Genomic DNA, 14,925 nt, shown 5'->3' on the forward strand with positions numbered 1-14,925 from the left:
ACCGGATCGACCTATTGCCGGTCTTCCCCGGCCGTGTGGCCCAGAATCAGGTCGGCCGCCTTTTCGGCAATCATGATGGTCGGGGCGTTGGTGTTGCCGCCCACCAGAGTCGGCATCACCGAGGCGTCGATCACCCGCAGACCCTCGATGCCACGCACACGCAGTTGCGGGTCGACCACCGAGTGCGGGTCGCTGCCCATGCGGCAGGTGCCGACCGGATGGTAAATGGTTTCGGCCTTGGCACGAACGAATTCGATCAGGCTGTCGCGATCAGCGACCTCGCTGCCCGGGAAAATCTCGTGGGCGCGGAAGGGCCGGAAGGCAGGCTGGCTCAGAATATCGCGCGACAGGCGCACGCATTCCAGCATCATTTCCAGGTCTGCCGGCTCGCTGAGGTAGTTGGCAATGATGGACGGTGGCTGACGTGGGTCGTTGCTGTGCAGCTCGATCCGGCCCCGGCTTTCAGGGCGCAATGGGCAGGCGTGGAGTGTGTAGCCGTCCCCCGGCAGGCGGTTGCGGCCATGGTCGTCGAGCAGGGCTGGTACGAAGTGCATCTGAATGTCCGGGCGGTCATCGCGGCTGCGGCCACTGACCAGGAATCCGCCCGCCTCGGCGATATTGGATGTGCCCTCTCCCTGGCGATGCATGAAATAGCGCAGTCCGACCATCAGTTCGTTGATCTGGTCGTAGGTAACCGGCTGCGAGCAGCGTGTCAGCGTGCAGATATCAAGATGGTCCTGCAGGTTGCGTCCCACCTCCGGGAGTTCATGAATGACGGGAATATCGGCCTTTTGCAGCACATCAGCCGGTCCGATGCCCGAGAGCATCAGCAGTTGCGGCGAATTGATGGCGCCGGCCGACAGCAGCACTTCACGGCGCGCCCGGGCCGTGCGCCGGATGCCATGCTTGCGAAAGCGCACGCCGCTGACCCGACCACCGGATTGCAGTTCCAGGCCCAGTGTCAGAGCCCCGGTAATGACAGTCAGGTTTCTGCGCTTCCGCACCGGTTTCAGGTAGGCGGCCGCCGCGCTGCAACGACGGCCATCGCGCTGAGTGACCTGGTAAAGGCCGAAGCCGCGTTGAGCCGGGCCGTTGAAATCGCGATTGCGTGCAAAACCGGCCTGTTCGGCCGCCTGGATGAAGACGTCGCTCAGCGGATTGACATGACTGAGATCCTGAACGCTGAGCGGGCCCCCGACGCCGTGCAACGATGACGGGCCGCGCCCCTGGTCTTCTGAACGGATGAAATAGGGCAGGACCTGCTCCCACGACCAACCGTCGGCACCGGCATGAGTCCAGTCGTCGTAGTCGGTGCGATGCCCGCGCGAGTAGCACATGGCATTGATCGAGCTTGACCCGCCCAGCACACGGCCGCGTGGCCAGTAAAGCCGGCGATTGTTGAGACCCGGCTCCGGTTCGGTCGAATAGTTCCAGTTCAGCGACTTGAAGTTGACCAGCTTGGCCAGCCCGGCGGGCATGTGGATGAAGGGGTTCCAGTCGCGCGGTCCGGCTTCGAGCAACAGCACTTCCACCGTCGGATCGGCACTCAGGCGATTGGCCAGCACGCAGCCGGCGGAGCCGGCGCCAACGATGATGTAGTCGAAAGATCTGGTCATGAGCGGGTCCGGGATCGGGGCACTGACCATGATAGGGGTTGGGTTTAGAGTGGCGGGTCTAATGGGGGGTAGGTGAAAGGTAAAACGTGAAACGTGAAACGTGAAAGGGGGCTTGGCTTGGTGTCGGTTCTCCGAGTCTGCTGGCCAATGACGTGGCCTTACCATTGGCCACGTTCAAAAGCCAAAGCCGCGCCGCATCCCCTTCCTTTTATCTTTTACCTTTCACCCGTTACCTTTCACCTGACTACAACCTGTGAAGGTGACTCATCATTCCGAACCCGCTCAGGGGGTGGTCGAAGTCGCGAACAAGCGCTATGACCTTGAATTTTTCGCCCATTTCGCCGGGCAGCGTCAGGCGTTTGATTTCGGCGGCGTGTCGGAGGCGTTGTTGTGGATCATCGATATGCTCTACGGACTCGGCGATGCCCAATGAGAGCAGGAACCCCGCCTGGGTGGTGTAACCGGCCACTTTCAGTCCGCAAGTGTGGGCCGCCTCGGCGGTGGCGGTGAAGTCGACGAAAACCGACAGGTCGGTCAGTCCCGGCCACACGAACGGGTCGAAATGGGCACGATGGCGGTAGTGGCAGACCAGTGTGCCGGCTGAACGGTCGGGGTGGTAGTACTCCTGGCGTGGGTAACCGTAGTCGATCAGCAGGATCATGCCGCGTGCCAGCGGGGTGCTGATCGTCTCCAGCCACGCGGGCAGGTCTACGCAGAGCTCGCTCTGGTAGCCGTCCGGCAGCGGCCGGGATAGATTGCGTTCCAGTGCGTCCAGCGCCCGGGCCAGCCGCGGAGACGACCGGGTAGTGGTCCAGGCCAGGCGCCCATCGGCATGCTGGATACACAATTCCCTGAACTCGCCCGATTCGTACACGAAGCGTTTTGCCGGCAAGGCATCGAGTACTTCGTTGGCCAGGATCACGCCATCGAAGGGTTGTTCCGGCGGCTGATCGATCCACTTGATGCGTCGGCGCAATGACTCGGGCAAATCGGCCAGGGTTTCTGCCTGGACCTCACGCAGGGCGGCGCTGGGTTCCAGGATCAGGTAGCGTGCCGGGGGGTGGGTGAGCCCTTCCAGCAGGTCGCGGGCCAGTGCGCCGGATCCGGCGCCGGGCTCGAGCAGCACCCATTCCGAGTCCAGTTTTGTTGCCACCTCGTCGAGCTGGCGTGCCAGGGCTTGGGCAAACAGCGGGCCCTGTTCCGGTGCAGTCACGAAATCGCCTGCAGTCCCAAACTTTTGCAGTCCATTGACGTAATAGCCCAGCCCCGGCTCGTACAGTGCCATGGCCATGTAGCGATCGAACGGCATCGGCCCGCCGGTTTCGATTTCCTTGATGATCCTGGTGCACAATTGCCGGCTCAGGTCGGCCAGTTCGGGCGGCGGTTCCGGCAGCGTAAATGATGGAGGGCGAGATGACATCGAAAGACAACGGCAGGGCACCGGTGGCGATTGTAACCGGCGCGGCACGGCGCATCGGTGCAGCAATTGCCGGTCGTTTGCACGCTCGCGGTCACAATGTCGTCATCCATTGCCGCGGTTCACGTGCGGAGGCCGACGCGCTGGCCGCCCGCCTCAACGACGTTCGTGCAGACTCGGCGCGGGTGGTACAGGTCGACCTGGCCGACTCCGCGGCCCCGGAGCGGATCGTCACAGGCGCACTGGATGCTTTCGGGGGAATCGATGTGCTGGTCAACAATGCCTCGGCCTTCTACCCCACGCCCGTCGACCAGGCCACGCAAGCCCACTGGGACGAGCTGATGGCCAGCAACCTCAGGGCCCCGTTCTTTCTGTCACAGGCCTGCGCTCCGCATCTGTCCCGACGCGACGGCGCCATCGTCAACCTGGTCGACATCCATGCACTGGTGCCCATGCAGCGTCATGCCATCTACAGCCAGGCCAAGGCCGGCCTGGTGATGCAGACCCGATCGCTGGCCAGGGAGCTGGCTCCCGATATCCGGGTCAATGCCGTCGCCCCGGGCGCCATCCTTTGGCCAGAGCACGATCAGTCGCCGGAGGCCGAGGCCGAAATTCTCGACCGCATTCCCATGCAACGCCCGGGCCGGCCGGAAGATATCGCCGGTGCGGTGGCCTTCCTGGCCCTGGATGCCCCCTACATCACCGGCCAGGTGCTGGCAGTGGACGGGGGGCGGTTGTTGAATATGTGATGTGAAAGGTGAAAGGTGAAAGGGGGCTTGACTTGATGCCGGTCTTCCGAGCTTGCCGATCAATGACTTGGCCTTGCCATTGGCCACCATCAAAAACCGAAGCCGCGTCTCAACCCCTCCTTTTACCTTTTACTTTTCACCTTTCACCGTTTACCGCAACAGCCCCGTCACCTCGCGGAAGCGTGGGTGGTTCGCGTCGATCATCAACTCGAACAGCACCATCTCCACGCAGCTCAGGTGTGCGCCGACGGCGGCCATGCGGCGGATGCCGATGTCGCGGTTATGGGCCGAGCGCGAGGACACTGCATCGGTCACCAGGTGAACCTGGAAGTCTTCTCGGCGCAGCGCGGCTGCGGTTTGCCAGACGCAGACATGGGCTTCGATCCCGGCCAGCAGGATGCGGTCGCGCCCGCTGGCATGTATGGCCTCGCGCAGGTCGGCGTCGCCCCAGCAGCCAAAACTGGACTTGGCCGAAGGTGTCAGGCCTTCGAGCCGGTCGGTCAGTTCCGGGACGGTTGGGCCGAGCTTGTCGGGAAGCTGCTCGGCCCAGATGACGGGCACATCCAGTAGCCGGCATCCCTCGATCAGAATCTGTTGCTGGCGAATCATGGCGTCCGATTCATGCATCAGGCGCGCCAGTTTGCCCTGGACGTCGACGATCAGCAGCAGGGCATTGTCGGTGGTGGGGTGGTCGATGCTGTGGCTCATTGATTTCTCCGCCTTGGTTGGTTGTAGGTTGCAAGTTGTCAGTCGGAACCTGACAGTCAAACGCGTGCCGAAAGCCTTTCGGCTCCGGACGGTTTCGCAGGCAATCTGCTGCAACGCTCGCCGCGCCGGCCGAAGTCGACCTGCAACTGACAACTAACAACTTACAACTAACTAGTGGGCCATGCGGTTAATAGGGTAACGCTCAGCCGTCGCACAAGCGCCGTGGGCAGGGCAGGTGAAACCGCATGGCGACTTTCGCGTAGCGAATGAAGCCTTGCGAGTGGAGCCGCTGCACGTGTTCCGCTCGCTTGAATTGGCTACGGCCAGTCCTGCGCTCGCGCGCCTTGCCCACGACGCTTGTGCGACGGCTGAGCGTTACCTTATTAACCGCATGGCCCACTAGCGTAGTCGCACCTCGCTCAGAGACCGCTCGCCTTCGAACCGTTCCCAGTGCTCCGAGAAACTCAGGCCGGTGACCGGGTGCCTGAGCTCTGGCGCCAGGTCGGCCAGCGGTTTGAGCACATGGGCGTACTTGAGGATCTCGTCACGAGGCAGTTCCAGTCCATCATGCACGCCGACCCGATCATCGTAGAGCAGTATGTCGATATCAAGCGTACGGTCGGAGAACTTCGGCTGACTGCGGTCGCGGCCATGTTGATCCTCAAGGTCGACCAGCCACTGCTTGAGTTCGCCCAGGGCCATGGTGGTTTCGATGACCGCCGCACAGTTGAGAAAGTCCGAACCTTCGAAGCCCACGGCCGCAGAGCGGTAGACCGGCGAGACCTCGACCGCCATGAAAGCCTGGCTGAGCGCCTGAATGCCGGCGGCGATGTTCCGTTTGGCGTCACGATTGCTACCCAAACCGAGATAGGCGCGCGCTGTCATGGCTTGCGTCCACGCTCGATGATGATGCCCACTGACTTCGAGCCCCGTACAGCACCTGGCTTGTCCAGTCTCAGTTTCACCCAGTCGACCGGAAACTCATCCAGCACGATCTCGGCGCAACGCTCGCCCAGGGTCTCGACCAACCCGAAGCTGCTTTTCTCGACAAAACCGATCAGCCGCTTGGCCACCGCCTTGTAATCGAGCGTGTCCTCGATACGATCAGTGGCCGCCGCACGTCGAATATCCGCGCTCATTTCCAGGTTCAGACACACCACCTGGCGAATCTTGCGCTCCCAGTCGTAGATGCCGATGATGGTCTCGATTTCGAGATCTTTGATGAAGACGATGTCCATGGGGGAGTTGAGTGTTAGGTGTGAGGTGTTAGGTGTGAAGTGTGAAGTGTGAAGTGTGAAGTGTGAAGTGTGAAGGGGAGGGGTTTGAGGTGGTTGGGGTAAGTCGTTGTTTTCCATAACACCTAACACTTAACACCTAAACACTCTAACACCTGACACTCCCACCAAACGCTCCCCGAAAGCAACCACTGCTGACTACCCTCCAAACCGCAACTAACGCCCGCCCCTTCACACTTCACACTTAAACCTTCACACTCTTAAAGCTTGTCGATTGGCCACCTCGGCCGAACCGCGATTTTTCCGTCCGCGGTTGCCTCGGCGCGTCGGTGCCAGCCGGCGTAGGCGATCATGGCGCCGTTGTCGGTGCAGAGTTTCAGGTCGGGATAATACACCTGGCCGGGTAGCGTGCGGTCGAGCTTTTCGCGCAGGCGTCGGTTGGCGCTGACGCCGCCGGCGATGACCAGGCGTTTCATGCGCGTTTCCTTCAGGGCGCGGCGGCATTTGATGGCCAGGGTGTCGACCACGGCCTGCTCGAAGCCGGCGGCGATATGGGGGTAGTCGCGGGGTTGAACCTCGGCGACCAGTTGCCGGGTGTGTGTTTTCAGCCCGGAAAAGCTGAAATCCAGTCCCGGGCGGTTGGTCATGGGGCGTGGAAACTCGAATCGGGCCGGATCGCCGTTTTCGGCCAGGCGTGCGACCTCCGGGCCGCCCGGGTAGCCCAGTTGCATCAGGCGCGCGGTCTTGTCGAAGGCCTCGCCGGCGGCATCGTCCAGGGTTTCTCCCAGCAGCCGATAGCGACCGAAGCCCTCGACAGCCACCAGCATGGTGTGCCCGCCCGAAACCAGCAGGGCCACGAACGGAAATTCCGGCGCCGGGCTGGCCAGTAGTGGAGAGAGCAGGTGTCCTTCCATGTGATGCACGGCAATGGCCGGCTTGCCCAGTCCGGCGGCCATGCCCACGGCGGTGGACGCGCCGACCAACAGGGCTCCGGCCAGCCCCGGGCCGGCGGTGTAAGCGATTCCGTCGAGCTGCCGTGGTTGGAGGCTGGCCCGTTCGAGCACTTCGCGGATCATGGCCGGTAGCTTGCGGACATGATCTCGTGAGGCGAGTTCGGGCACCACACCGCCATAGGCGGCATGATCGGCCTGGGTGTAGACCAGGTCGGCGACGATGCCGCGATCCGGGTTGAACACGGCCACGCCGGTCTCGTCACAGGAGGTTTCGATGCCAAGTATGTTTTGCACGTTTCCAGATTACCGGGTTATAATGGTCGACTTTCCACCAATTACGGGACACGATTTTAATGCCCAGCGTCAAGGTCAAGGAAAACGAGCCGTTCGAGTACGCCCTGCGTCGCTTCAAGCGCTCGTGCGAAAAAGCCGGCGTGGTCGCCGAAGCCCGCCGTCGCGAGTTCTACGAGAAGCCGACCCAGGAGCGCAAGCGCAAGAAGGCCGCTGCCGTCAAGCGCCACCTGCGCAAGCTGTCGCGCGAACGCGTCAACCGTCGCCGGCTCTACTGAACAGCCCCCATTGTAGCCGGCCTGGTGCCCGAACGCCGCCTTCCGGCGTCCCGCCAGTCCGGATCAAGGCATCTCTGACCATCATGTCTTTACGGCAGCGCATCAACGACGACGTCAAGCAGGCCATGCGGGCCGGCGACAAGCCGCGCCTGAAGCTGTTGCGCATGGTGACAGCTGCGATCAAGCAGCGCGAGGTCGACGAGCGCATCGAGCTCGACGAGGCCCAGGTGCTGGCCGTGGTCGAGAAAATGATCAAGCAGCGTCGAGAGTCTGCCGAGCAGTACCGCGCCGGCGATCGTCCGGAGCTGGCCGAAGCCGAAGAAGCCGAGATTGTCATTCTCCAGGATTACCTCCCCGAGCCCCTGTCAGAAGAGGCGCTGGCCGAATTGATCGACGAGGCCATCTCCGAGGTTGATGCCGGCTCGATGGCTGACATGGGCAAGGTCATGGGCCTGATCAAGAGCCGCGTCCAGGGCCGGGCCGACATGGGCAAGGTCTCCGCGCAGGTGCGTGGCCGGCTGGCCGGCCAGGGCTGATCCCGATAGACTAGGCCGGTGGCCGGTCGCATCCCCGAAAGTTTCATTGAAACCCTTATCGAGCGCAGCGATATTGTCGAGGTCGTCGGCTCCCGGGTGGATCTGAAACCGGCCGGTCGCGGTGAATTCAAGGCCCGTTGCCCCTTCCACGACGAAAAGACGCCTTCGTTTACCGTCAGTTCCGACAAGCAGTTCTACCACTGCTTTGGTTGCGGTGCGCATGGGACGGTGATCGGTTTCGTGATGGAGTACGACGGCCTGGAGTTTCCCGCCGCCATCGAGGAGCTGGCCGCGCGAGCCGGGCTCGAGGTGCCGCGAGAGGGCGGGCATGCACCGGTACGCAAGAATGATCGCCTTTATGAAGCGCTGGGTGCCGCGCAGGCCTGGTTTCGTCGGCAGCTGGGTGCCAGCGAGCCGGCACGCAACTATCTGAAAGGTCGCGGCTTTGACAAGGCGACGGTGGATGAATTCGGCATTGGCTATGCCCCCGATGCCTGGCAGGCGCTGGCCGACGAGCTGACCGCGCAGGGCTTCCGTCTCGACGAGCTCGAGCAGGCCGGCCTGATCACGCGCAAGCAACAGCGTGCCACCGACAAGTTTCGCGACCGGGTCATGTTTCCGATTCATGATCGTCGCGGTCGGGTCATCGCGTTCGGTGGGCGGGCGCTCGGCGAACGCGGGCCGAAATACATGAATTCCCCGGAAACGCCGGTCTTCCACAAGGGGCGCGAGCTCTACCGGCTCTACCAGGTGCGACGCGGTGGTCTGCCGAAGCGGCTGCTGGTGGTCGAGGGTTACATGGACTGTGCGGCGCTGTTTCAGTATGGTTTCGACAATGCGGTGGCAACGCTGGGGACCTCGGTGACGGGCGATCACATGGAGTTGATGTTTCGGGCCTCGCCGGTGGTGGTGTTCTGCTTCGACGGCGACCGGGCCGGACGACAGGCAGCCTGGCGCGGCCTGGAGGCGGCACTGCCGGTCATGCGCGACAATCGCGAGGTGCGCTTTCTGTTCCTGCCCGAGGGAGAGGATCCGGATTCTCTGGTTCGTTCGCGCGGCCAGGCCGAGCTGGCCGAGCGGGTCGATCAGGCACGACCCCTGTCGTCATTCTTTTTCGATCATCTGGCCGAGGAGGTCGATATGACGAGTATCGATGGCCGTGCCCGCATGGTGGCGATGGCGCAACCCTACCTCGACAAGATCCCGACCGGGGCATTCGCCGATCTGATGCGACACGAGCTGGAAAAGCGTGCCGGGCACGGTGGAACCTCCGGAGCGCAACCGGCGTCGAACACCCCGAGGAGACAGCCGCGTGGCTTGGATGCGGATCGGCCATTGACGCCCGTGCAGTACGCGGTGGCACTGATTGTGCAGCATCCCGCCCTGGCCAGGGATGTGCCCGAGGATGCGCTGGACGGGCCGGGTGGCCTGCGCGGCGTCGATTTCTTGCGCGAACTGATTGACTTTTGCCGCTCAAGGCCCCATTTTTCTCCAGCTAAGCTTCTCGAGAGTTGGAGAGAGCGCCCGGAAAGCCAGTGGCTGGCCCGCCTGGCCGGTCGCGAAGTGATTGAGCAACAGGCCACGCCTGAAGAGAGAGAGATGGCAATGTCGGCGGCATTGGCGCAAACCCTGGCCAGAATACGTCGTCAACAGATACAGACCCGAGTCCGCGAACTCCAGCAGGCGCAGCTGAGAGAAGGGGGGCTGGATGAAATTAGAACCAGAGAACTGCGCAGGCTGCTTGGCCAGCGCATGGACGAAGAGTTATGAGCAAAGCCGAAGCAAGCGACATGGACAACTCACCGCGACCCTCTCAGCTCAAGCAGCTGATCCAGAAAGGACGTGAGCAGGGCCAGTGGTTGACCTACGCCCAGGTCAATGACCACCTGCCCGGCGATATCGTCGATCCCGAGCAGATCGAGGACATCGTCAACATGATCAACGACATGGGCATCAAGGTGTTCGAGGAAGCGCCTGAAGATGCCGATGCGCTGATTCTCAACGACTCAGCCAGCACCGATGCCGATGATGAGGCCGCCCAGCAGGATGCCGAGGCGGCACTGGCCGCGGTCGAAAGCGAGTTGGGCCGCACCACCGACCCGGTGCGCATGTACATGCGCGAGATGGGTTCGGTATCGCTGCTGACCCGCGATGACGAAATCGATATCGCCAAGCGGATCGAGGACGGTCTGAACCAGGTCAACATGGCTCTTTCGCGCTTTCCCGGCACGGTCGAGGTGCTGCTGGAAGAGGTCGAGGCCTGGAAGGAAGGCAATCTTCGCCTCAACGAGCTCATCAGCGGTTTCATCAATCCCGAATTGCTGGCCGAGATGGATTTGATCTCCGAGGACACCATGGAAGCGGCGGTGGCCGAGGAAGCCGAATATATCGATGAAGACGACGAAGAAGAGGACGAGGACAAGCCGGCCCCCACGGTCAACACATTGCCCGACCCCGAACAGGTCACGCAATTCTTCGACGAGCTGGAAAAGCTGCACCAGCATTTCGTCAAGCTCTACGACCGCTACGGCGCCTCGGGCAAGAAAGCCGGTGAAACCAAGGACAGTATTTCCGAGCAGTTTCTGCGCCTGAAGCTGCCGCCGCGCCTTTTCGACATGCTGATTTTGCGCATGCGGCTGCACGTGGCGCGGGTGCGCGATATCGAGCGCGCCATCATGGCGGTTTGCGTCGAGCGCGCCGGCATGCCGCGCAAGGAATTCATCACCAGCTTCCGTGACAATGCCTCCGACCCCGAATGGCTGGCCGGCCTGCTGCGTCGTCGCAGCGACTGGGCCAAGACCCTGCGTGACTACGAAGACGAGATTGCCGAGCTTCAGGCCAAGCTGGCCCGATTCGAGCGCGACCAGCGCATTCCGGTCGGACAATTGCTCGAGATCAACCGCGAAATGTCCATCGGCGAGGCCAAGGCACGCCGGGCCAAGAAGGAAATGGTGGAAGCCAACCTGCGCCTGGTCATTTCGATTGCCAAAAAATACACCAATCGTGGCCTTCAGTTCCTTGACCTGATCCAGGAAGGCAACATTGGCCTGATGAAAGCGGTCGACAAGTTCGAATACCGTCGCGGCTACAAGTTCTCGACCTATGCCACCTGGTGGATCCGCCAGGCCATCACCCGCTCGATTGCCGACCAGGCCCGCACCATCCGTATCCCGGTGCATATGATCGAAACGATCAACAAGCTCAATCGCATCTCGCGTCAGATGCTGCAGGAGATGGGGCGCGAACCGACCCCGGAAGAGCTGGCGGTACGCATGGAAATGCCCGAAGACAAGGTGCGCAAGGTGCTCAAGATTGCCAAGGAGCCGATTTCGATGGAGACTCCGATCGGCGATGACGAGGACTCGCACCTGGGCGATTTCATCGAGGATGCCAACATCCTCTCGCCCATCGATACCGCCACCACCACGGGTCTGACCGATACCGTGCAGAAGGTGCTTTCCGGATTGACGCCTCGAGAAGCCAAGGTGCTGCGCATGCGCTTTGGCATCGACATGAATACCGACCACACGCTCGAGGAAGTCGGCAAGCAGTTCGACGTCACCCGCGAGCGCATTCGGCAGATAGAGGCCAAGGCGCTCAGAAAGCTGCGCCATCCGACCCGTTCGGAGCAACTCAGAAGCTTCCTCGATCTGGAGTGAGGTATTTCGTGCTTCGGCGCCCGGCACGGCCAAGTCGCCCGGGTTGCTCGTCTCGAGTGTGATGAGCGTCTCGTTTTCGGGTCTTGACCATCCTGCCCCGCCACGGGTAGGTTGAACGTCCCCCTAAACCCAAGAAGTCTACCCATGTTTAACAAGCGAGAACAGTCCGATGCGCGTCCTCCGGCGCCGGAGAGCCGCAAGGCCGAATCATCCCAGAAGCAAGCCCCCAATGCACATGCAGCCTCCTCCAGGACGGCTGTCATTGGCCCATCCATCCAGATCGACGGTACGCTGCGCGGCGACGAGGACCTGGTCATCGAAGGCCGGGTCAAGGGGGCTGTGGAGCTGAAGCAGCACAGCGTGACGATCGGTCAACAGGGGGATGTACAGGCCGATATTCATGCTCACACCATTTTTGTCGACGGCAACATGGATGGCCACCTGATCGCTTCCGAGCGGGTCGTGATCCGTCAGAGCGCACGGATCAAGGGCACCATCGTGTCGCCACGCGTCAGCCTGGAAGATGGTGCCCGCTTCAACGGCAGCATCGACATGGACCCGGACAGCGAGGCGCTGGACAAGGTTTTTGCCGCTGGCAAGTCGGCATCGCGACATGGTGCAGCAGCCCCGGACAAGCCGGCGGCGAAGCCGAACGGCCAGCCGGCCGGAGGCAACCCGAAGGCATCCGACAACGCTGCGCCAAAGGCGTGAGCGCCGGGCTGGCCGGCTGAGTGATGACTGCCGCAGGCGCACAACAGGTTGATGAATTGGAGCCGGCGGAGCTGCGCGCGCCGCTGCTTGAATCCGTGATCGCCGGGCTGAATGACGAGCAGCGCCACGTTGTGTTCGACCTGGGGGTCGTGCGTTCGGGAACCGTATCGATTTTCAGCGACTACCGATGCCGGCTGGATGTCATGGCCCTGGAAGTCGGCGCGCCGCATCGGCTCGATCAGATTGAGGCCGAGGAGTTTCAGGCGTTGATCCGGACCAGTATGCCGCCGGCCAGGGGGGAGTCGGTCGATCTCTTTCTGTGCTGGAATCTGCTCAATTATTTGTCAACCGAGCAGATCGGAATGCTGCTGGCCGAGCTGACGCCGCGTTTTCGACCCGGAGCGCGGCTGCATGCCCTGATCGAGTACTCGGCGCGAACCATGCCGGCCAGCCCTCCGGCGTTCAATCCCGTTGGCCCGGGGCTGCTGGAAGTCACAACCGTCGATGACAATGAAATAGCGGCGCCGCGCTACAGCGCGCGCGATCTTGAGCAGCGCATGCCGGGTTTTGAACACGAGCGCACCATGCTGCTCGGCGGCGGCATGCAGGAATACCTGTTCCGCCGCCGGTCCGCCTGAGTTGCATGCCTCTCCTGCCCAACGTATATTTTTGATACTGAATATCATGCAGGCGATCGATCAATCATGAGTCGAGGCGGGTGCAGTCGCTGCAGTGGAATGTCGGAGCTGGATTTCGGGTTGTCGATGGCGTTTCAGCCGATTGTCGACCTGGAGAACGACACGGTGTTTGCCCACGAGGCTCTGGTGCGCGGCGAGGAAGGTGAGCCAGCCGGTGCGATATTCGAGCGCGTCGACGAGAGCAACCTCTACCGGTTCGACCAGACATGCCGTGTTCGCGCCATCGAGCTTGCGGCACGTCTGGAAGTGCCGGCACGGCTGAGCATCAATTTCATGCCCAATGCAGTCTACCGGCCCGAGGCATGCATTCAGACCACGCTCAGCGCGGCCGCGGAGTTCGGTCTGCCGCTTGATCGCATCATTTTCGAGGTTACCGAGGCCGAGAAGGTGGTCGATCAGGAGCACCTGCGCAACATCATGCTGCATTATCAGCAACGCGGCTTCCTGACGGCCATCGATGATTTCGGTGCCGGCTATGCCGGGCTGAACCTCCTGGCTGATTTCGTGCCCGATTTCGTCAAACTCGATATGCTGTTGGTGCGTGATGTTCATCAGGATCGGACTCGTCAGGCCATCGTGCGCGGCCTGATGGGCATGTTCCATGAGCTCGACGTTGGCGTGATTGCCGAAGGGGTGGAAACCCGTGATGAACTGGATTGCCTGGCCGATCTCGGTGTTCACCTGTTTCAGGGCTTTCTGTTTGCACGGCCCGGGTTTGAATCACTGCCTGAAGTGAATTACCCGGATTGAATGATCAGTGCTTGAAATGCACGAACACGCGGCCGAAATTTTTCGAGTCCTTCTCGACGCGGTGATAGCGTGACTTGATCCTGCCCTGTTCGAGAAACCTCAGCACCCGCTTTTTCAACTGCCCCGAGCCCTTGCCGGGGATGATTTCGATGGTCTTGATGCGCTTGCGCTCGGCTTCGTCGAACGCTTCTTCCAGCGCCTCGTCGATCTGGCGACCGCGGTTGAAGATCGGATGAAGGTCGATTTTCAGTCGAGCCATGTCACTGGTTTACGTTCATTCGGGCATCTGGACCAGTTCCACGCGTCGGTTGAGCGCCTGTCCCTCTTCGGTGGTGTTGGTGGTTATGGGTGACATCATGCCGGCACCGGCGGAGCGGAGTCGATCACGCGAAATGCCGTGTTTGTCGGCCAGGTGGTCGACCACCGAACTGGCCCGCTCCATGGACAGACGCAGGTTGTAATCGAAGTCGCCAACATAGTCGGTGTGACCGACAACCAGCAGGTTCAAGTCTGTTTGTTCGTTCATCAGTTCGGCAATGGCAGTCAGTGATTCGGCCGATTCCGGCAGGATCTCGTCGGAATCGAAGGCAAACAGGATGTTCTGGACGGCGACCCGGCCGTCGGCCACCAGGCCGGCCTGCATCTCATCGGCGCTTATCGGGGCATGATCCATGCCGACTTCCATTTCTTCGGCGGTGACGACATCGACCAGCGCGACCGGGCCGAGATTGAAGGCGGCCTCGAAGGTCAGCACCGATACCGTCACGCCCTCGGCAACATGTTCTGCCAGCAGGTAGCGCATGCCGATGTCGCCGCTGGTAAGGGGGCGACAGCAGCGCCGATCTCCGCGGCTGAACAGGTCGGTGGCACCAATAAACCCCCGGCCCTGACGCCAGCCCAGGTCGTCGCCGCCGTCGCTGTAGAGGGTTTCGAAGCCCGCCGCGGCCAGTGCCTGTTCGTAGTTGCGGAAGATGCGCAGCGGGCTGGTGTCGTCATCCTCGAAGTAATAGCTCAGCACCAGGTGCTCGCCCTCGCGTACCTCGACGGCCTCGAGTTCATCATCCACCAGTGGCCCGGCCGGAAAGCGCACTTCGTCGTAGTCGGTGCGATCAAACGTGCCGATATATGAGCCAGCCACCCGCTCGACCAGCGGATGATCGCCGGAGCCGGCGACATCTTCGGCGGCATGGGCGCTGATGGTGAACAGCAACACGATGGCCAGAGTGGCCAGCTTGCCTGCAGGGTTCATGTGCGTCTTCCCGAAGTGGCTACAACAGAACAAACGAGGATTCTGCCCCAAAACTGCCAGCGTGGCGATGCGGTC

The 14,925-nt window shown here is 61.9% G+C and carries 16 protein-coding genes; 8 read left to right on the forward strand and 8 right to left on the reverse strand.

Going from position 1 to position 14,925, the window contains the following annotated elements; genetic code table 11:
• Positions 1 to 11 precede the first annotated feature (11 nt).
• Complete coding sequence (locus IC757_RS01370) at positions 12 to 1,616, reverse strand: GMC family oxidoreductase (RefSeq protein WP_190975626.1); 1,605 nt, start codon at positions 1,614 to 1,616, stop codon at positions 12 to 14.
• A 244-nt stretch (positions 1,617 to 1,860) separates the two neighbouring features.
• Positions 1,861 to 3,036: a class I SAM-dependent methyltransferase gene (locus IC757_RS01375; protein ID WP_190975627.1), complete on the reverse strand. Its 1,176-nt coding sequence runs from the start codon at positions 3,034 to 3,036 to the stop codon at positions 1,861 to 1,863.
• Here IC757_RS01375 and IC757_RS01380 point away from each other — a divergent pair.
• Positions 3,030 to 3,782, forward strand: coding sequence for a pteridine reductase (locus tag IC757_RS01380; RefSeq protein ID WP_411913465.1), 753 nt, complete (start codon positions 3,030 to 3,032; stop codon positions 3,780 to 3,782). The genes IC757_RS01375 and IC757_RS01380 overlap by 7 nt on opposite strands.
• Positions 3,783 to 3,932: 150 nt before the next feature.
• On the opposite strand, the gene IC757_RS01385 is transcribed toward IC757_RS01380, so the two are convergent.
• The 4 genes from IC757_RS01385 to tsaD form a co-directional block, all read right to left on the reverse strand.
• The gene (locus tag IC757_RS01385) at positions 3,933 to 4,490 is read right to left on the reverse strand and encodes a hydrolase (protein ID WP_190975629.1); all 558 of its coding nucleotides are present in this window, start codon (positions 4,488 to 4,490) and stop codon (positions 3,933 to 3,935) included.
• Positions 4,491 to 4,889: 399 nt separating this feature from the next.
• A complete protein-coding gene (folK, locus tag IC757_RS01390; protein WP_190975630.1) occupies positions 4,890 to 5,375 on the reverse strand; it encodes a 2-amino-4-hydroxy-6-hydroxymethyldihydropteridine diphosphokinase in 486 nt (161 codons plus the stop codon).
• On the reverse strand, positions 5,372 to 5,728 hold the full coding sequence (folB, locus tag IC757_RS01395; RefSeq protein ID WP_190975631.1) for a dihydroneopterin aldolase: 357 nt from the start codon (positions 5,726 to 5,728) through the stop codon (positions 5,372 to 5,374). Before folB ends, folK begins: the two co-directional genes overlap by 4 nt.
• A gap of 257 nt (positions 5,729 to 5,985) precedes the next feature.
• Positions 5,986 to 6,972, reverse strand: a complete 987-nt coding sequence (gene tsaD, locus IC757_RS01400; RefSeq protein WP_190975632.1) for a tRNA (adenosine(37)-N6)-threonylcarbamoyltransferase complex transferase subunit TsaD — start codon at positions 6,970 to 6,972, stop codon at positions 5,986 to 5,988.
• Between the two features lie 59 nt (positions 6,973 to 7,031).
• Between tsaD and rpsU the strand changes: the two genes are divergently transcribed.
• From rpsU to IC757_RS01435, 7 genes are all read left to right on the forward strand, one after another.
• Positions 7,032 to 7,247, forward strand: coding sequence for a 30S ribosomal protein S21 (gene rpsU / locus IC757_RS01405; protein WP_190975633.1), 216 nt, complete (start codon positions 7,032 to 7,034; stop codon positions 7,245 to 7,247).
• 83 nt (positions 7,248 to 7,330) lie between these two features.
• Positions 7,331 to 7,783 carry a GatB/YqeY domain-containing protein gene (locus IC757_RS01410; RefSeq protein ID WP_190975634.1) on the forward strand — a complete coding sequence of 151 codons (453 nt, stop codon included), beginning with the start codon at positions 7,331 to 7,333 and terminating at the stop codon, positions 7,781 to 7,783.
• Positions 7,784 to 7,801: 18 nt separating this feature from the next.
• The gene (dnaG, locus tag IC757_RS01415; protein WP_190975635.1) at positions 7,802 to 9,553 is read left to right on the forward strand and encodes a DNA primase; all 1,752 of its coding nucleotides are present in this window, start codon (positions 7,802 to 7,804) and stop codon (positions 9,551 to 9,553) included.
• Positions 9,554 to 9,573: 20 nt separating this feature from the next.
• Positions 9,574 to 11,442 (forward strand): RNA polymerase sigma factor RpoD, encoded by a 1,869-nt coding sequence (gene rpoD, locus IC757_RS01420; RefSeq protein WP_411913473.1) that lies wholly within the window; start codon positions 9,574 to 9,576, stop codon positions 11,440 to 11,442.
• A 144-nt stretch (positions 11,443 to 11,586) separates the two neighbouring features.
• Positions 11,587 to 12,153 carry a polymer-forming cytoskeletal protein gene (locus tag IC757_RS01425; protein WP_190975637.1) on the forward strand — a complete coding sequence of 189 codons (567 nt, stop codon included), beginning with the start codon at positions 11,587 to 11,589 and terminating at the stop codon, positions 12,151 to 12,153.
• A gap of 23 nt (positions 12,154 to 12,176) precedes the next feature.
• Positions 12,177 to 12,791 (forward strand): hypothetical protein, encoded by a 615-nt coding sequence (locus IC757_RS01430; RefSeq protein WP_190975638.1) that lies wholly within the window; start codon positions 12,177 to 12,179, stop codon positions 12,789 to 12,791.
• Positions 12,792 to 12,890: 99 nt separating this feature from the next.
• Entirely contained in the window at positions 12,891 to 13,601 is a 711-nt protein-coding gene (locus IC757_RS01435) for an EAL domain-containing protein (RefSeq protein WP_223846200.1), read from the forward strand.
• Between the two features lie 4 nt (positions 13,602 to 13,605).
• On the opposite strand, the gene IC757_RS01440 is transcribed toward IC757_RS01435, so the two are convergent.
• Positions 13,606 to 13,860 carry a Smr/MutS family protein gene (locus IC757_RS01440; protein WP_190975640.1) on the reverse strand — a complete coding sequence of 85 codons (255 nt, stop codon included), beginning with the start codon at positions 13,858 to 13,860 and terminating at the stop codon, positions 13,606 to 13,608.
• A 15-nt stretch (positions 13,861 to 13,875) separates the two neighbouring features.
• Complete coding sequence (locus IC757_RS01445) at positions 13,876 to 14,850, reverse strand: OmpA family protein (protein WP_223846201.1); 975 nt, start codon at positions 14,848 to 14,850, stop codon at positions 13,876 to 13,878.
• Positions 14,851 to 14,925 lie beyond the last annotated feature (75 nt).

The organism is Wenzhouxiangella sp. AB-CW3 (assembly GCF_014725735.1).
GTDB lineage: Bacteria > Pseudomonadota > Gammaproteobacteria > Xanthomonadales > Wenzhouxiangellaceae > Wenzhouxiangella.

Coding starts and splice junctions, on each gene's coding strand:
- IC757_RS01375 (WP_190975627.1), bottom strand. CDS start 3,036: ATGTCATCTCGCCCTCCATCATTTACGCTGCCGGAACCGCCGCCCGAA.
- IC757_RS01435 (WP_223846200.1), top strand. CDS start 12,891: ATGTCGGAGCTGGATTTCGGGTTGTCGATGGCGTTTCAGCCGATTGTC.
- IC757_RS01440 (WP_190975640.1), bottom strand. CDS start 13,860: ATGGCTCGACTGAAAATCGACCTTCATCCGATCTTCAACCGCGGTCGC.
- IC757_RS01380 (WP_411913465.1), top strand. CDS start 3,030: ATGACATCGAAAGACAACGGCAGGGCACCGGTGGCGATTGTAACCGGC.
- IC757_RS01370 (WP_190975626.1), bottom strand. CDS start 1,616: ATGACCAGATCTTTCGACTACATCATCGTTGGCGCCGGCTCCGCCGGC.
- folB (WP_190975631.1), bottom strand. CDS start 5,728: ATGGACATCGTCTTCATCAAAGATCTCGAAATCGAGACCATCATCGGC.
- IC757_RS01425 (WP_190975637.1), top strand. CDS start 11,587: ATGTTTAACAAGCGAGAACAGTCCGATGCGCGTCCTCCGGCGCCGGAG.
- IC757_RS01445 (WP_223846201.1), bottom strand. CDS start 14,850: ATGAACCCTGCAGGCAAGCTGGCCACTCTGGCCATCGTGTTGCTGTTC.
- IC757_RS01430 (WP_190975638.1), top strand. CDS start 12,177: ATGACTGCCGCAGGCGCACAACAGGTTGATGAATTGGAGCCGGCGGAG.
- rpsU (WP_190975633.1), top strand. CDS start 7,032: ATGCCCAGCGTCAAGGTCAAGGAAAACGAGCCGTTCGAGTACGCCCTG.
- IC757_RS01410 (WP_190975634.1), top strand. CDS start 7,331: ATGTCTTTACGGCAGCGCATCAACGACGACGTCAAGCAGGCCATGCGG.
- IC757_RS01385 (WP_190975629.1), bottom strand. CDS start 4,490: ATGAGCCACAGCATCGACCACCCCACCACCGACAATGCCCTGCTGCTG.
- rpoD (WP_411913473.1), top strand. CDS start 9,574: ATGGACAACTCACCGCGACCCTCTCAGCTCAAGCAGCTGATCCAGAAA.
- folK (WP_190975630.1), bottom strand. CDS start 5,375: ATGACAGCGCGCGCCTATCTCGGTTTGGGTAGCAATCGTGACGCCAAA.